General features: G+C 46.5%; 18 protein-coding genes and 2 pseudogenes. 17 read left to right on the top strand and 3 right to left on the bottom strand.

Features of this window, described 5'->3' with window-relative positions; all coding sequences use genetic code 11:
* The first annotated feature begins 138 nt into the window (after positions 1 to 138).
* The 7 genes and pseudogenes from PD282_RS26230 to PD282_RS26195 all read left to right on the top strand — a co-directional run bounded on the left by PD282_RS26230 (position 139) and on the right by PD282_RS26195 (position 5,716).
* A complete protein-coding gene (locus PD282_RS26230) occupies positions 139 to 600 on the top strand; it encodes a RidA family protein (protein WP_274655473.1) in 462 nt (153 codons plus the stop codon).
* Between the two features lie 705 nt (positions 601 to 1,305).
* A pseudogene (locus tag PD282_RS26220) lies at positions 1,306 to 2,735 on the top strand (MATE family efflux transporter).
* Between the two features lie 80 nt (positions 2,736 to 2,815).
* Positions 2,816 to 3,298, top strand: a complete 483-nt coding sequence (locus PD282_RS26215) for an NUDIX domain-containing protein (RefSeq protein WP_274654646.1) — start codon at positions 2,816 to 2,818, stop codon at positions 3,296 to 3,298.
* A gap of 257 nt (positions 3,299 to 3,555) precedes the next feature.
* Positions 3,556 to 4,005, top strand: coding sequence for a GNAT family N-acetyltransferase (locus tag PD282_RS26210; RefSeq protein WP_274654644.1), 450 nt, complete (start codon positions 3,556 to 3,558; stop codon positions 4,003 to 4,005).
* 109 nt (positions 4,006 to 4,114) lie between these two features.
* Complete coding sequence (locus PD282_RS26205; protein WP_274654642.1) at positions 4,115 to 4,528, top strand: DUF5071 domain-containing protein; 414 nt, start codon at positions 4,115 to 4,117, stop codon at positions 4,526 to 4,528.
* A 69-nt stretch (positions 4,529 to 4,597) separates the two neighbouring features.
* Positions 4,598 to 5,089, top strand: coding sequence for an NUDIX hydrolase (locus PD282_RS26200; protein ID WP_274654640.1), 492 nt, complete (start codon positions 4,598 to 4,600; stop codon positions 5,087 to 5,089).
* A gap of 117 nt (positions 5,090 to 5,206) precedes the next feature.
* Positions 5,207 to 5,716 (top strand): AAA family ATPase, encoded by a 510-nt coding sequence (locus tag PD282_RS26195; protein WP_274654639.1) that lies wholly within the window; start codon positions 5,207 to 5,209, stop codon positions 5,714 to 5,716.
* Positions 5,717 to 5,875: 159 nt separating this feature from the next.
* On the opposite strand, the gene PD282_RS26190 is transcribed toward PD282_RS26195, so the two are convergent.
* Entirely contained in the window at positions 5,876 to 6,139 is a 264-nt protein-coding gene (locus tag PD282_RS26190) for a RidA family protein (RefSeq protein WP_274654637.1), read from the bottom strand.
* Between the two features lie 34 nt (positions 6,140 to 6,173).
* Entirely contained in the window at positions 6,174 to 6,359 is a 186-nt protein-coding gene (locus PD282_RS26185) for a RidA family protein (RefSeq protein ID WP_274654636.1), read from the bottom strand.
* 321 nt (positions 6,360 to 6,680) lie between these two features.
* Here PD282_RS26185 and PD282_RS26180 point away from each other — a divergent pair, with 321 nt between their 5' ends.
* The 3 genes from PD282_RS26180 to PD282_RS26170 all read left to right on the top strand — a co-directional run bounded on the left by PD282_RS26180 (position 6,681) and on the right by PD282_RS26170 (position 9,731).
* Entirely contained in the window at positions 6,681 to 7,280 is a 600-nt protein-coding gene (locus PD282_RS26180) for a hypothetical protein (RefSeq protein WP_274654634.1), read from the top strand.
* Between the two features lie 748 nt (positions 7,281 to 8,028).
* Entirely contained in the window at positions 8,029 to 9,060 is a 1,032-nt protein-coding gene (locus PD282_RS26175) for an alpha/beta fold hydrolase (RefSeq protein WP_274654632.1), read from the top strand.
* Positions 9,061 to 9,140: 80 nt separating this feature from the next.
* Entirely contained in the window at positions 9,141 to 9,731 is a 591-nt protein-coding gene (locus PD282_RS26170) for a TetR/AcrR family transcriptional regulator (protein WP_274654631.1), read from the top strand.
* Positions 9,732 to 9,868: 137 nt separating this feature from the next.
* Here PD282_RS26170 and PD282_RS26165 read toward each other — a convergent pair whose 3' ends face one another.
* A complete protein-coding gene (locus PD282_RS26165; RefSeq protein ID WP_274654629.1) occupies positions 9,869 to 10,780 on the bottom strand; it encodes a LysR family transcriptional regulator in 912 nt (303 codons plus the stop codon).
* 199 nt (positions 10,781 to 10,979) lie between these two features.
* Between PD282_RS26165 and PD282_RS26160 the strand changes: the two genes are divergently transcribed.
* From PD282_RS26160 to PD282_RS26135, 7 genes and pseudogenes are all read left to right on the top strand, one after another.
* Positions 10,980 to 11,444: a DinB family protein gene (locus PD282_RS26160; protein ID WP_274654627.1), complete on the top strand. Its 465-nt coding sequence runs from the start codon at positions 10,980 to 10,982 to the stop codon at positions 11,442 to 11,444.
* A 274-nt stretch (positions 11,445 to 11,718) separates the two neighbouring features.
* Positions 11,719 to 12,159, top strand: a complete 441-nt coding sequence (locus PD282_RS26155) for a GNAT family N-acetyltransferase (protein WP_274654625.1) — start codon at positions 11,719 to 11,721, stop codon at positions 12,157 to 12,159.
* 390 nt (positions 12,160 to 12,549) lie between these two features.
* Positions 12,550 to 12,738 carry a hypothetical protein gene (locus PD282_RS26150; protein WP_274654623.1) on the top strand — a complete coding sequence of 63 codons (189 nt, stop codon included), beginning with the start codon at positions 12,550 to 12,552 and terminating at the stop codon, positions 12,736 to 12,738.
* Positions 12,739 to 12,816: 78 nt separating this feature from the next.
* A complete protein-coding gene (locus PD282_RS26145; RefSeq protein ID WP_274654621.1) occupies positions 12,817 to 14,619 on the top strand; it encodes an RCC1 domain-containing protein in 1,803 nt (600 codons plus the stop codon).
* A 141-nt stretch (positions 14,620 to 14,760) separates the two neighbouring features.
* Positions 14,761 to 15,081, top strand: coding sequence for a helix-turn-helix transcriptional regulator (locus PD282_RS27525; protein WP_420832332.1), 321 nt, complete (start codon positions 14,761 to 14,763; stop codon positions 15,079 to 15,081).
* Positions 15,078 to 15,404: a WCX domain-containing protein gene (locus PD282_RS26140; RefSeq protein WP_338045239.1), complete on the top strand. Its 327-nt coding sequence runs from the start codon at positions 15,078 to 15,080 to the stop codon at positions 15,402 to 15,404. Before PD282_RS27525 ends, PD282_RS26140 begins: the two co-directional genes overlap by 4 nt.
* A gap of 179 nt (positions 15,405 to 15,583) precedes the next feature.
* Positions 15,584 to 16,513 (top strand): annotated as a pseudogene (locus tag PD282_RS26135) (IS256 family transposase); the annotation flags it as partial.
* Positions 16,514 to 16,560 lie beyond the last annotated feature (47 nt).

Here is a 16,560-nt window from a genome sequence, read left to right as displayed (position 1 = left end):
AAAACAGTCAACGGTGACAGCTGAGCCGATTTCGGCCACCAGTAGTGGCGTTCCGCTTGGATTTTGCCCGGCGGAAAAATTGATCCTGCAGTTCCCGTTGATGGCGGTACAATGCGGATATTTAATTTTTCAATCCTAATGAGCGGGGGAAATAAGAGTGACAGCAGATTAGCAGCGATAGGAATCGTTCTACCCAATGCAAGCGAACCGGCAGCTAAGTACGCCAACTTCGTTAAAGTAAACGGGCTATTATTTGTTTCAGGCAAGGGGTCTGCAGGAAACCCTAAAGGTAAGCTGGGTCAAGATTATACAACCGAAGAAGGTTATCACTTTGCACGGCAGACTGGGATTGAAATTTTAGCTGTACTGAAATCGGCTCTAGGCTCTCTGGAGAAAGTGAAACGCGTGGTTAAAATTCAGGGTTTTGTCAATGCTGATGCTAATTTTGAAGAACATCATAAAGTGTTAAATGGCTGTTCTGATCTCATGCTGGATGTGTTTGGGGAAAAGGGTGTCCATGCACGTTCAGTGTTTGGAGCTGTCTCAGTTAGAGACAATCTTCCAATTATCATTGACTCCATTTTTGAAGTTGAGGAGTAGGAATAATAGTTTAAGTGATTTAGGCTAGTATCATAAAGACAGGCTGCTGCTTATCGATTAAAACAAAAGCTAAACAAGCGAAAACCCACCGCGTAATTAGGTTGGCTCCCTAACGGTGGGTCTCGCTTAGTTCATACTTTGCGCACCGTGGGTGTCCACAGCCTTTTTATCTTTAGAGTCTTTGCCGTTGCACGCGGCGAAGGCTCTTTTTCGTGTATGCCGAAATTTCCTTGTTCTGAACTCCAATACTACCGCTTGTCCAATGCTGAATCAATGGGCCGTGTTCTTTTTTGCTTTTATAAAGGAAATCACAATATTTTTGACGAAGAAGCGAATAAAGAAATTCTTCGAGATGGTATAATGAGGAATATTAAAAGAATCAATCGAGTACATCAAGCGTAAGTGGAATCCAAGAGGTACAGTAAATGGCTGAACCTGCTTTACTCCGCCCTTGTCCCAAGGCAGCGGTGTTGAAGTTGGCTGCACAATTAGGGACTGAAATGAGGGAAGAAGAAATGATCCCGCAATATTTGCTTGAATGCGGATAGGTTTTCATTACAAGTACAAATATTGAAGTCCTTCCAGTTCCAAGGGTTGACAGTCCCCCGGTGGCTCCGTTCAGCCTGGTCTGATCCCAAAAAGATTGCAAGAAGCCTATAGGAAGCCTTATCAATAATAATAGGATAGGGGGAGACTCCCATTGATATGCCAAAGCTTCAAAAACAATTAGGGGTTGTACAGAAGCGTGTGAAACCGAAAAGCAAGCGATTGGAACCAGACGAGATCCCCTCGTTAGAAGCCGGGGGCCCGAAAGTCATTCGAAAACGGTTGATGCAATTGGCGGCTCCCTCTTTAACCGAAATGATTTTACTGAATTTCGTTCAAATGATTAATATGATGATGGTAGGACGCGTCGGTCCTGAAGCCGTGGCGGCTGTTGGATTAACGAATCAACCGGTGTTTTTTTCATTAGCCATTTTTACTGCATTAAATGTTGGGACCACTGCTATCGTAGCACGCTCCATTGGTGCCGGACAATTTGAAGAAGGCAATCGGGCGGCACAGCAAACTTTTCTGCTTAATCTGTTTCTCGCAATTCTGTTAGTTTGCTTAGGTACCACTTTTGCAAAACAGTTGCTTATTTTATGGGAGCGGCCCCTGAAGTTTTGGCTGAGGGAGTCAACTATACGCGGATCATCTTTTTTTCGTTAGGGTTTACCACGATTGCCATGAGTTTGTCGGCGGTCCTGCGAGGCGCTGGTGATACTCGGACACCGATGAAAATTAATGTACTGTCTGATATTTTGATAGTTCTGTTAGGATTTCCGTTGATTTACGGATTGTTTGGGGTCCCGAAAATGGGTTTAGCCGGGGCGGCCATTGCAACAACGGTGGCCCGCATCATCGCCGCTATCTGGATGATTTATGTATTATTTAGCGGAAAATTTACGGTGAAACTATCGCTGAAAAACTTTTGGATTTTTGATCGCTCGGTGATCGGCAAAATTTTTAAGATTGGTCTTCCTTCTGCAGGTGAACAATTTGCGATGCAAGGTGGACAAATCATTTTTGTTAAAGTTGTTGCAGGTCTTGGAACAATCACTTATGCTGCAACCCAGATTTCATTTAGTGTGCTGGGATTGACTTTTATGCCGGGTATGGCTTTTGCGATTGTGGCAACCACATTGGTTGGCCAAGCATTAGGGGCTAAAAAGCCGGAACTGGCCGATAAGTTCGGCTGGGAAACAGCTAAATTAGGTATGCTGCTTGGGGGGACAGTGGGCATTTTATTTCTCTTGTTTGCTCCTTACATCATGATTCCTTACACCAATGATCCAGAAGTGATCAGGCAGGGGGCCATCGCCTTGCGTATGGTAGGGATTGTACAAGTGGCCCAGGCCGCCCAATTAGTATGTTCCGGGGCCCTAAGAGGAGCAGGAGACACGAAATTCCCGCTTTACTCCACTTTTATTGGCGTCTGGGGATTCCGGGTGGTTCTAAGTTTATTGTTTGTGAATTTATTTAAATGGGGGATTTTAGGGGCTTGGATTGCAATTGCAGTTGACCAGTCGATCAGGTCATTCTTAATTGTATACCGTTATAAAAAGGGAAAGTGGAAAACGATCAAGGTATAAAAATGCGGTGTGGACAGGTGATTCTGCCACACCCTTTACTTTTTCATTGAACCAATTGCTCGGAAATGAGCTCATTCAACTTGCATTTAAAATTAGTGAAGTACGTGAAGCGAGGTAAAGATTTATTGAAAATTGTTCGGAAAGAGAAGAATGCTGACGGAATACCATTGCCAAATGAAACTTATTTAGTCATTTCGGATCTCCTTCCCATTGAAGAAAATATAACCTGTTCGTTTGTTCTTGCTTTTCGAGATCATGAGCTATTATTAACAAATCTAACCGACAGAGGCTGGGATATTCCAGGAGGACACATTGAACCGGGGGAGACTCCATTTGAAGCAATGAAAAGAGAATTATTTGAAGAAACTGGCGCGAGAATCGAATCTGCAGAACTCATCGGACATGAGCTCATTAGGTTAAATGGTGAAAAGCCTCCACATTGGAAATATCCTTACCCAGAAAGCTATATGGTTTTTTATACGGCTAAAATTATAGGATTAGATAATTTCGAAAGTAACGATGAAACGAAGGGAAGAGGTTTTTCGATCCGGGTCAGGCATTAAATATTCCCTGGGTAAAGGCTAATCTGGCTTTATTTCAAGAAGCTTTACGTAAGAAAGATCTCATGAATTAACGGATACAAGAGTTCAATGCGGGGGGCCCGGGATCGAGTGGCACCTTCACTGTACTAACAGAGCGGGATACTAATAATTGGAATCGAATTCAAGTGAAGGGAATTCCAACTATGCGGATAAGAGGCAGCTCCGAAATGGAGATACGCCGATTATGTCACCAGGAAGTAAGAGATGTACGAGCGCTAATGATGGATGTAATTTCTCGGATTTCTTCCCAAGATCTTTTTGCTATGGATGACGAAGAATATATAGACGAGCACATTGAAGAAAAAGGCGAAATTTACGGTGCTTTTCTTAATGGGATTTTCGTTGCATATTCTGTTCTGGCATTTCCCGGTATGAGCGAGCGTAATCTTGGGAGGGAATTCGGGGTGCCAGAGAAGGAATTGTCCAAAGTTGCCGTACTGGATTCAACGGTAGTCCATGAATCTGCACGAGGTCTCGGTTTACAAAGATGCTTTCATGACTTACGGGAAAAGCGGGCAAGGGAGAAAGATTGTTTATACTTATATTCAACTGTTCATCCTGAAAATGTTCCGAGTATAAAGAATCTGGAAGCTGCAGGTTTTACCCTCCAGTTTACCCGACCGATGTACGGGGGAAAGGCTAGACATTGTTATGCGAAACGACTTTGAGAAAGGAATTTCAATAGCTCTGTTATTGTGTGAGTCTTAGCTGCCGATTCAGGCAGCCCGCTTCAACGGAAACGATATTTAAACTATTCAAATGACTTGAGGTGTAGAAATGGATGTAAGGGAACTTATTCCTAAACATAAACATGATTTTGATCGAACAAAAGAATTAAAAAAACTTGATAAGGATACTATTCGGCCAATTATTGCTGAACTACTGGTTTGGCTTCAAGATGGGAATTGGCCTGTAGCAACTGAGATTCGGGATATTTTGCTTCCATTCAATCAGGAACTGGTACCACACATCAAAACAATACTACAGACAAATGATGGAGAGTGGAAGTTTTTCCTTCTAACCGTCTTGGTACGTGAACTACCCCCAACAACTGTATCAGAATTAAGACAAGATTTAATTGATATTGCATATAACCATAACCCCAGCAAATCCGACAGGGCTAGTGAAGTAGATGAAATATCCATAGAATTATTGAAAATGCTTGATGATAGCAATGCAGTTGACGCTTAGCTAAGGAAGGCATTTTGAATTATATTCGAACAGAATGTATATGGAAATAATGTGGAGAGAAGTGGTTAAGTGCTTCAATATACGATATGTTTCGTCAAACAAAATAACAATTTGCTTTTGTTAAATAGAGATTTTGTTCCAGCAAAGGGACTCTGGAACGGTGTAGGAGGTAAAATTGAAGAAAACGAAACACCGTTAGAATGTGTAGTGCGTGAAACATTTGAAGAAACCGGAATTGAACTATTGAATATTCAATATAAAGGAATCGTTACGTGGGATATCGATGGAAGGCATTCAGGAGGCATGTATGCATTTTTAGCGGAACTACCACACGAATATGTCTATTTGACTCCTTCAAAAGTAGATGAAGGTATTCTAGATTGGAAACCAATAGACTGGATTTTATCTGAGGGTAACTTTGGTGTTGGAGAAATGATTCCTCATTTCTTGCCAGCAATATTGAGCAATGAAAGGTGCTTTGAACATAAATGCATCTTAAATAATAATAGGTTAGTCAGCTATACAGCAATACCTATAACTCAAGAAGTTGTGGTGTACTAACGAAAATTAAGCCGCCGCGGCGGAGCTGCTCTATTTTTCACTCAACTGTTTGGCAGTTTAGCAGACAGATAGACATATCCAGTATATTGTGTTTATCCGGCTAAATGGAGGGTCACTATGGGCATCAAGAATTATTTGATTGAAGGCGTTTCCGGCACAGGCAAAACTTCAGTCTGCAAAGAATTGCACCGGCGCGGCTACCATGCCATTAATGGTGACCGTGAATTGGCTTATCAAGGCGATCCGGAAACGGGTACACCGACGGATGGCGTCACGCACGAGCACCACATTTGGCATGTAGATAAAGTAAAAGCGTTGATCGCCAACCAGGATGAGGCGGTAACTTTTTTCTGCGGTGGCTCGAGGAACTTTTCAAAATTTTTAGACCTATTTGACGGCGTATTTGTCCTCGAGGTCGATCTTGATATATTGAACCGGCGGCTTGACGGGCGACCGGAAAATGAGTGGGGCGGAAAGAAGGCGGAACGGGAACTCATTATGCGATTGCACCATACGAAAGAAGACATTCCGAAAAACGGAATCATAATCGACGCCACCGCACCGATCGAGCACGTCGTTGACGAGATCATCCGTCAAAGCGAAGAAATTAAACGCCAACGACAGTAACTTTTGGTCGCTCACGGACAGCCCAATACAGCGGTGCACCTAAATACGAAAGGAACCATCCAGTCGATTTATCGAAACATAAATACCTAAACTGTAATCAAGATGACAATCCTCAGATTATTCGCCGAGACGCAAGGATTGTCATCTTTTGACGGCCGTTTATTTTTTCAATGCCAGCTCCGCTGCAATGACGACTGGGCAGCTCAGCGGCGTAGCTGCAACGCCCATCGCCGTGCGGGCGTGCTGAGCGGCTTCGCGCCCGAAAATATGATGAAGAAGGGCAGAACAGCCGTTTACCACATTCGTCGTCCTATTGAAGTCTGGCGCCGCCAGCACATATCCGTCGACCCGCAGCCAGGCAGCAATGCGGTCCAGATCGCCGATGGCGCGCTTAACACTGCCCAGCACGGCGAGTGTGGCCAACCGTGCCGCCTCTACAGCCTCCTCCGGTGTCACCTCAGCGCCGACGCGCCCGAATGGACCTATCTACTCTGCCATCGGCGGCTTGTGGGCTATGTCCCGACACGTACACCCTGTCCCCATACACACGGGCCCATGCAAAATCCAATACAACATCGGCTGGCACTTTTGCAGGCTCCGGCAGATACAGACCCATTTCATTGATCCGTTTTTCGATTTCCATTGAATATCCTCCCTTTATCTCACATGACTGTTTTATTTCAGCAGAATCAAGAGTTCTTCCTTCCCAATCCCCAGATCGTTGGACTTGAATTGGTTATCCAATCATCGGAATCGTCAGTGACGGCTCTTGTTATACAGAAGAACATTGCGGTGAACCGTACCGTAGGGAAGTAAAGGGCGCTAACTTATCGGATACAAGAGACAAGGCTCCGCGGAATCGACGGCGGCTTCTCTCTGCTAAGGGCCAGAATTGCGCAACAATATGAGGCTAAATTCGTCTAATAATTATATGGAGGAGATTTCCACCGATGGAGTGATAAAAATGTGGAAAAGAACAACAAAGGTCGTACTGATTTTTTTGTTCGTGCTTGGTACGTGGTTTGTCGTCAAGCCTTTCACTGTCAATGCATGCTCTTGTGCAAAATCCCCAAGTATAGAGGATCAGTTGAATCGAAAGACCGCTATTTTTACGGGCAAAGTATTGAATTTGACAAAACCCGATAAAGGGAAGACTTGGTCCTCCGCAGATCCTGTCAAAGCCCAATTCGAAGTGAAAACGGTATGGAAAGGAGAATTGAGTTCTCAAACGACTGTTTACACAGCATCGAGTTCAGCAAGTTGTGGATATGAGGGATTCGAAGTAAATGAAGAATATATCGTTTTTGCTTACGGTGATCCGGATCGACTTGAAACCGGACTCTGTGAAGGAACTAAGAATCTTGCATCCGCACAAAAAGAACTTAAAGCATTGGGAGCAGGATATGAACTCTCTAAGATAACTATCCCTCAAGAAGTTCCTTCAGAAATACCTTCCATTAATAAAGAAACGGATAATCGATTCATCATAATCATTTTAGTTCTTGCAATTTCTCTACCATTGTTCATTTTGCTGAACATGTCATTAAGAAGGCGACGTCGATGAAAGCATTGCGACTGCCCTATAACGAAAGACAAGAGCTCAATGAGGCGGCCGCGGAAACACGCGGTGGCCTTACTCCGCTATCGGGCGGTTATTTAGAACAATTTTCAGTTATGTTGTGGTAGAATATGTTATCTGTCATAGTGGACGAGGTGAACAGAGATGAATTTTGATGCAAAAGTAAGACTAGCATCTTTAACCGATGCAGAAGAACTTTCTAGGCTAAATCAAGAGTTTAACGGTGATGTAAAAAGAGCTCCAGCTAAGATAATGGAAAGCCGGTGTTATTGTCGTAAATTACGAACGTGCAGGCGAAATCACAACCGGAAGTTTATGATGAACGTTAACGAAACTGCGGAAGCCGGCGCCGAAGCAGACTACCGGCCGTTTTCCGCATAGGAAAGAAACCAACTCCGACGTCCATGTCTCCGCTGGTTGTTTGTGAATCTTCAGGGTGAAGTCGTAAACTAGACAACTTATTTAAAACAAAAAGGGCAGCCGCGCGCGGCTGCCCTTCACTCTGCTGCCGGGGCAGAATTCCTTAGAGCGTACTCCTGTATAAAGGGATTTAAGGGCTATGACCCGTTGCGTACTCCCATCGTACCGAGGCGCTCGTTTTGTGGCAAAGCGGAAATTTAACGCTCTACAGGATGGGCGGTTTTACTGCAATTGGAAAATCGTTTGACAGGTTTTAAAAAAGATGTTACTTTTAATGAGTAAATGACTCACTCATAAAAAGGGGATGTCTACCATGGCCAAGACTAATATTCTGCCTGATTTGCTGATGAGAAAAAGAAACCAACGAAAGAATGCCCGCATCCTTCGCATACAAGCGCCGAACGGCATCGCCGAAGGCTCTTATGTGAGAATCGGGGGTATTGATCAATGGGTGACCATTCGCGGTGAAGCACGCGACAATCCCATTCTGTTGTTCGTTCACGGAGGTCCCGGATCGACGTACTCCATTTTTCACCCCATTCTGCGCCCTTGGGAAAAATACTTTACCATTGTGCATTGGGACCAGCGCGGTGCAGGCAAGACGCTTCGCCGCAACGGCCAAAATGGCTGCGGAACGATTACTTTCGACCGGATCGCTGAAGACGGGGTCGAGGTCGCGGCGCATGTGAGCCGAAAGCTCGGTCAGGACAAAGTGGTTCTCATCGGAAGCTCCGCCGGGAGCCTGCCGGCTATCCTCATGGCGGCACGCTGCCCCAACTTGTTCCATGCTTATGTCGGAACGGATCAGAATGCGCCAGACCCTAAACACCTTGCACAAAACCTTGCCTTGGAGGTCATGCGTGCCGCGGGAATGGAAAAAGGCGCCCGCTTGCTGGAACGGATGGGGCCGGATCCTTCCCGTTGGGCACTTCCGGATTTTGATAAACGAAATCGTTTTATGGTAAAGATTCCTCAGCATGTTCCGAACTTTGTAATGGACCTTGTCCTGCCGGCTCTTCTCGCCTCTCCGGATCACAGTTTCCGGGATATTATCGATGTTTTCAAAGGGATGAAATTCTCGTTAGAGCACTTGTTCCAGGAGTTGGTTACCTTCAATTACGGCCAGCTCGGGAAAAGGTTTGAATTGCCTTTCTTTATTTTTCAAGGGGACTCCGATATCATCACCCCGGTTGCTGCGGTAAAAGCGTTTTTCGAAGAGATTGAAGCTCCTCATAAAGAGTTTGCGCTCATTAGAAATGCCGGCCACCTGGCATGCTTCTCCCGTCCGGAACAATTTCTCGATGAGTTGAACAAGCGGGTGCGCCCGATAGCAGTCACACGATAGAATCTGCCATTAGGTGCAATCTTGAAGCTTGAGCTATAATAAAAAAACAATATTCTCTAAAAGAACGGAGTATGAGAGATTTGTCACCTTTAAACAAGCGGCAGCTGGAAAAAATTCGCGACGACCGTCGGGAGCAGATCAAGCAAGCGGCGCTTAGGCTATTCGCCCGCCGCGGCTTCAGCGGCACCAAAACGAGCTTGATTGCTGAAGAAGCCGGGATTAGTGAAGGATTGATCTATCGCTATTTCTCTTCCAAAGACGAGTTGTTCACCGAACTCGTGGAGGAACTGATGGATGAGGCGGGCAAAGCGATTCAGTCCATTCAGCTGCTGCCAGGCACTCCCTACGAACAGATTAGCGCATTGACCCGAGACATGCTGGACGAGAACAACAAATACGCCTTTATGTTCATTCAGCAGGCTCGTCAGTCGGAAAATATTCCGGAGAAGGCTTCGCAGATTTTGAAGCTGCATTCCGGAAATGCTCTAATCGAGCAGCTCCTCCCGATTTTCGTGAAAGGGCAGGAAGCGGGTGAGTTTTCGGCAGGGAATCCCCGGGAACTGCTGTCCTGGTATCTAATGATCATCAATAGTTTGGTTCTGCTGACTCGCGGGGATGAAGAGTTTGGGCTGCCCCCGGCGAAAGCTTTGATGCGCGTGTTGACGGAATAACAATGGAATGTCAGAACCTAAAGCCCTGCTATGATTACGCTAGCGGATTACGATAGCTGAATAAAGAAACGACGACAGTCGAGCTGCCATGTTCACGCAGCCGGCTATTTTTGTGTGGGCCAACCCGGCGCCTTATTTTACCCCAACGACCGAGCGGAAAGATCCATTACACTTTGAACGAAAGACTGCAGCTCGTCGATGAAAATTTTTGCAGCTTGCCCCATATATTTATCCGTTCGATATAGGATGCAAATATCTTGGCTTGGCGTTGGATTGACCAGCTTTACGGCTGAGATGTTATCGCGTTTGAGGAAATCTAGCAGCAGCCGCGGAAGAATGGCCGCTCCTATCCCTTGTTCGACTAAGGACAGAAGCGTCGATAACGTGGGGGTTACGATTGAATGGTCTAATTCGATCCCCTTTTCTTGGCAGCAAGTATGAATGACCTTCGTAATCTGATGGTCCGGACCGAACATGACCATCTTAAGCTGCTGTAATTGTTCGAAGGGGATCGCCTTTGACTTCGCAAAGGGGTGATCCGAATGGATGGCCAATGCAAACTCCTCGTGGAACAAAGGAATAATCGAGATGCGATCATCCGGATTCGCAGGCACAATAGTAACGCCAAGATCTCTTGTGCCGTCAACAACCTGTTCGTACACATCCACACTCTCCGTAACTTGTATAGAAAGCTTGGGATATGTACGGTGAAAATTGATCAACAAATTATCGAACAGTAAATCTCCATCTCCGGGAAGAATCCCGATGTCCAGCCTGCCGCCTTCCATACGCTTTAGATCCGTAATCGCTCCCTTGATATAGTCGATGCGTTCGAAGATGATATGACATTGATCAAGCAAGATTTTACCCGCTTCCGTCAATGCAATCCGTTTGCCAATGCGATCGAACAGAGGCATCCCAAGCTCTTTTTCCAAAAACTTGATCTGCTGACTCAGATTCGACTGTGTCGTGCATAGTTTCTCGGCCGCTCTTGAGAAATGCATTTCCTTACAAACGGCGGCAAAATACTCAAGCTGCCTAAACTCCACTCCTCGTTCCCCCTTTTCATATTCGGTCTCCATTCATCATTATAAACGAGAATCCAGTTTATCCCAATCGCTTGTTCAATCATTACTGAAACCGATCAATTGAATCGGAATCTCGTGATTGTTGCTTTGTAGAGAGAGAAGTACACTTTGGATGTGAAAGCGATACACGGACAACAATTTAACAGGAGGCATTTTAACCATGGCCAATTCGATTATTTCAAGCGGAAAAGTTCTGCGTCAGATCGTGATCGGGCAGCTTCAGGGCATTTCGGAGGATCAATTCGATGTTCAAGTGAAAGGCTTCAATAACACGATTCGTTGGAATGTCGGTCATATGGTGTATTGGATGGATAAATACTCCACTTTATCCTTCGGACTCCCGTCTGCAATTCCGCCTCATTATGAATCGTTGTTCGGCTCTGGAACAAAACCTTCGGAATGGACGATGACTCCGCCCTCGAAGGAGGAGCTGACCGAACGATTAATGGCGCAGCTTTCCCGTCTCTCCGAACTGACGACCGAGATGATGGATAGGAAGCTGCAATCGCCATACGTCATGGGTCCGTTCCAATTCCTGACCTCCGGCGAGTTGTTCAACTTCGCTCTGATGCACGAAGCCATACACCTTGGCATCATTTCGAGCCAGCTTAAAGCCATGCAATAAGATGTGGCCATGTCGAACAGCAGGTGGATCTAACTTTTGAAGGGGCAGCCGCTCGGCTGCCCTTTTCCCAAGTAACGGGCATTTTGGCTCCAATTAAAGTTTCTCTTGTGGAATCAGGGTGCGTTTTGAGATAATTTTTTCACTCACATTAAACGTGAACGGAGAACAAGAGTTCAATGGGGCTGCCGCGAATCGAGCGGCGGCCTCACTCCGTTAACCGGAATAATTATGCAGTCTACAATTACTTGGTACAATGAAATTGGAGGGATAAACGATGGCGTACAAATTAGACATTGTCTTAGAAACACAACCTGATCTTTCCATTTTTTTAAACAACATGATCAAAGAATTCAATAATAAACATTCCGTTCATCATCTTGAGAAAAGAAAACAAGGGGCCGTCCAACCAATCAACATTATGGTTTCGGATGACAATCATAACTGGGTTGGCGGCCTAACGGCAGAAGTATACTGGAACTGGCTTGAAGTTAACTATCTTTGGGTTCATGAAGACGATCGCGGTGAGGGACTAGGTTCTACATTACTTGAAAAAGCAGAAGGAATTGCAAAACAGAAAGGTGCCGTACAAGCGAAATTAGCGACTTTTGATTTTCAAGCTCGTTCGTTCTATGAATGTAAAGGCTACAAAGTTGTGGGGGAGATTAAAGATTATCCGCCTGGCAGTTCGTTTTACATCATGGTGAAGGTGCTCTAAAAATCAATCGATTGAGCTATCGAAACACGATTGCTCAATAAAGGGAGGACCATTGTTGTCCTCCCTATTCTCCATTTCACCTCAAAATGACCGCAGAGTGAAGATCCCCGAAAACGCCCTTATACTCAGGAAACACCTGATCCAAAACGTGCCTAGTAGGATTCCAGGATTTCTTTTGCTAACAGAAATAAAGTGATAAATCTTGTTTTGAGTAATTATGCCCCTTTTTTAAAGGAGGGTTCTAGGTAGAACAGAAACATAGGCACATAGCCCAATACGTAAATCCAATTTTTGTAATATATATGGTAGTTTGGAATTAGTACATTAAGCAGGATTATCACATTCCATATTATGTTACACTATTAATATATCGCCATTTGGGGGGCTGTGATGAAACGACGATTTATGCTGCTGGCTTCGGGATGGATGCTTCTTATGCTGCTTCTACCTGTCCAAGCAACCGCTGCGAGCAAACAGCTGCTTTACCAGTTTAACGGAACCATCACCGACTTCGACCAAACCCGTATCGTTTGGAAAGAAACCGTTCGGCTGACCTTTCTTAATAATCGGGATACGTGATGAATGCCAAAATCGGATTCATGTATTTTCTCAATATAGTAGATTAAGGTGTACATTCAAAGATGGGAGTGAAGATAGATGAAACGACAGTTGATGCTTTTCATTTTCGGAATGTTGTTGCTGACGCTGCTTTTGCCCTTTCAGGCATTCGCGGCCGTGTCCAGTTCCACGGTGGTAGCAGAGAGTTCGAAATCGGGGGTAACGATGATTGATGCAGGAGGTCCTCCTCAAGCTCTTACAACGGACGGATCCGTTTGGCAGTGGTCGCCAAGATTTCAAACCCCCGCTAAGCTACAAGGTCTCGGTTCTGTAGTCGCCATATCTGTAGGTATTCAGAATAATTTGGTGCTCCAAAGTGACGGAACCGTCTGGGCGTGGGGCGATAATTACGAACGCCAACTTGGCTTATGCGATCCAACGGACGGTTCTGATCGAACGACTCCCGTTCAAGTATGCAACCTCAGCTCCATGGTCGCCATTGCTTCAGGGGATATTCATAATTTGGCACTCAAAAGCGACGGGACCGTTTGGACGTGGGGCGACAATCGATGGGGCCAACTCGGCGATGGTAGATATTCATCGAGCGATGGATGGGAGCCCTCTGATATTGCGGGTCCCGTTCAGGTGCAAGATCTTCGTTCGGTAGTCGCTATTGCAGCGGGAGAAGATCATAGTTTGGCACTTAAAAGCGACGGAACCGTCTGGGCATGGGGCAGTAATGCGTACGGCCAACTAGGCATTGGAAGCAGGGCAACCTACACTTCTAATATTCCCGTTCAAGTACAAGGTCTCAGTTCGGTGGTCGCCATAGCCGCGAATGGTTACCATAATTTGGCCGTAAAGAGCGATGGGACGGTATGGCAGTGGGGATTTACTACAGGCGGGGAAATGTATCGTTTTACTCCTGAAGAAGTGCAGGGTCTCCATTCAGTGAGCGCCGTTGCTGCGGGCTATGATCATAATTTGGCGCTTAAAACCGACGGAACAGTCTGGGCGTGGGGAGATAATTCTTCTGGCCAACTGGGCGATGGAACAACGACACGCCATTATTATCCCGCTCAAGTGAAGGGTCTCGGTTCGGTGGAAGCCATAGCTGCGGGAATTGAAGACAGCTTGGCACTCACAAGCGACGGAACCGTCTGGAATTGGGGATGGATTGGGATTAACGCCACGACTCCCGTACAAGTCCAAGGAATTGGCGGATCCACTCCTGAAACGCCGCAGTGGCCTAAGGATGACGTGCTGACAGTTACCGATGCGACCTATAACAGCGTACAGCTGAATTGGCAGCCGGCCATGGATGATACGGGTGTAGACAAGTACTTGGTGTACCGGGACAATACGCTGCTAGCTACTCTGAACGGGGACGTGAACAGCTATGAGGTGAAGGGGCTGTCTCCAAAAACATACTACCTCTTTACAGTGGTCGCCGTCGATGCCGATAGCAATCAAAGTCTGAACCAAGGAGTGATCGTCACTACGGCTGCCGTTCCGACTTCCGGTTCTTTTCAGCTATCCGATTCCAAGACATATTCGGATGACCAGCACACGTATCGGGTTTCGTTATATTATGGGTACCTTTCGTCGCCAAACCAAGTATTGAGCGGATCTTGGACCTTCCCGAAAGGCGAGCATGGGAAAGTGAATGTCTCCATGATTTCTCCGGAAGGCAAAAATTATGACCTCCGTATGGAGACCGCGGGTGACGGTCACCAAATACCGATTACGGCGAAGGAGCTCCCGGATGGTACCGAGTATAGCGCTGCCGAAATACCTGAAGGGTACACCGCATCGTGGAGCGTTAAAGGACATACGGCCCAAGATTACAGTCCGAATAAAAAGGTTTTCGTATATGTGAGTATCCAGTCTGACAATCACTGAGATACTTAATAGGCTGGCCGCGAGGTATCCTCGCGGCCTTCTTTGTACCCGCGACCTGCTTAGACTGGAGCTGCCTTTTACTTCATTCTATCCGTCTATTTGCAAAATGGGCTCGGATTCGTTCCGCTGCAATCCGCCTATGTGTTTTTCCCAATTGGCGTCGGTGTGCTCGATGTTAAGCACCGTATCGAGAAGTTTCATACCCCCGAACGCAAACAGACAGCCGGCTTTCTCGATATTCTGCTTGAGGCGGCCATTAGGCAGCAGGCCGTTGTCATCACATATGGAGTTGATCCGGAAGGAGACCGGGTTATTCAGCCGATCGGGATATACGAGGACGAGGGATTCTGGTTCTGCCCGGCCTTTTGCTATAAGCGGAAGGCGTTCCGATTATTCCGAGCGGATAGGATCAGGTCGGCGGCAAGGGCGGGGGAGGAAGAGCGTCCGGCACCGGTCACTTGAGAAAGGTTAATTTAACGAATTGGGGTCCTTATTTTCATGAGTCCTTGAAGAGGACTTATTTCAGAGCCAAACTGAGCAAACGGGGCGTAGAGAAGGTTCAGGAGAAAAGATGGCTATTTCCGTTGCCCGAGGTGGTGATGCAGCCGGACGGATCGGGTGTACTGGAAGGGACGGTACCGGAGCAGGAGTTCGCCTTTTTTGCGGGCTATTTCTTCTCGTTGGGGCGCGATGCGGTCGTGCAGGAGCCGGAGGAGCTTGCTTCCGCCGTGAAGACGATGTTTGCCGAAGCGTTGAAAGCCTATGAACGCCAAGGCGATGAATAACTTTACTATCGGCGATAAAAAAGTGGCACAAGACCACTGAAAATAGACCATACAAAACTAGGCGCAGCTTGAACAGTTTTAAAAAGGCTGCGTCTTTTGGTCATGGACCTCTAACAGGTAAAGTAGTTCCTAAAACGCTTAAAAATACCATTACACTGTGGTAAAATATGGATGCCCCGAAGCATCAGTCGAATGTCACCGGCATCGAGGATCAGATCGTAGCGCTCTACGCGAAAGGCGTCAGCACGCGGGAGATTCAAGACCATCTCGCTAACCTGTACGGCATTGACGTGTCCCCGACGCTCATTTCCAATGTGACCAACAAGATCGTGCCGTTCATTAAAGAATGGCAGAATCGGCCGCTGCAAGGTGTGTATGCAGTCGTCTTTCTCGATGCCATCCACTTTAAAGTGAAGCAAGACGGAGCCATTGTCAATAAGGCGGCGTACATGGTCATTGGCATCGACTTGGATGGAAACAAGGACGTGCTCGGCATGTGGATCGGCGAGAACGAATCGGCGAAGTTCTGGCTTAGCGTGCTGAATGAGCTGAAAAACCGCGGCGTACAGGACATTCTCATTACGTGCGTCGACAACCTGACCGGCTTCTCGCAGGCGATTTCCGCTTGCTATCCACAGACCGAAATCCAGAAGTGCATCATCCATCAAATCCGGAATTCAACCCGGTATGTCTCGTACAAGGACCTGAAGAAAGTGACGGCGGATCTGAAGCCTATCTACAAGGCGACAACGGAGGAAGCAGCACTCGTTGAACTGGATCGTTTTGAAGAAATCTGGGGCACGAAGTACCCGCTCATCATCCGTTCCTGGCGCAACAACTGGAGCGAACTGGCGACCTTCTTCAAGTATCCTCCCGAGATCCGCAAGCTCATCTACACGACGAACATCATCGAAAGTTACCATCGCCAATTACGGAAAGTGACGAAGGGCAAGAGCATCTTCCCTTCGGATGAAGCGCTCCTCAAAATGCTCTATCTCTCCACGATGGACGTTGTCCGCAAGTGGACAGGCCGCGTTCAAAACTGGGGGCAAATGCTGCTCCAGCTCTCGGTCTTCTTCCCGGATCGAGTCGGCCAGCACTTACGTTAACGGGCCAATTCCCCCTCCGGGGGAATTCCTTATAAATGAGTTTACAC

Origin of the sequence: Paenibacillus humicola, assembly GCF_028826105.1 — a bacterium.
Taxonomy (GTDB): domain Bacteria; phylum Bacillota; class Bacilli; order Paenibacillales; family Paenibacillaceae; genus Paenibacillus_Z; species Paenibacillus_Z humicola.
Note: the sequence above shows the minus strand (reverse complement) of the source record. Positions and strands in the feature narration are given on the sequence as shown.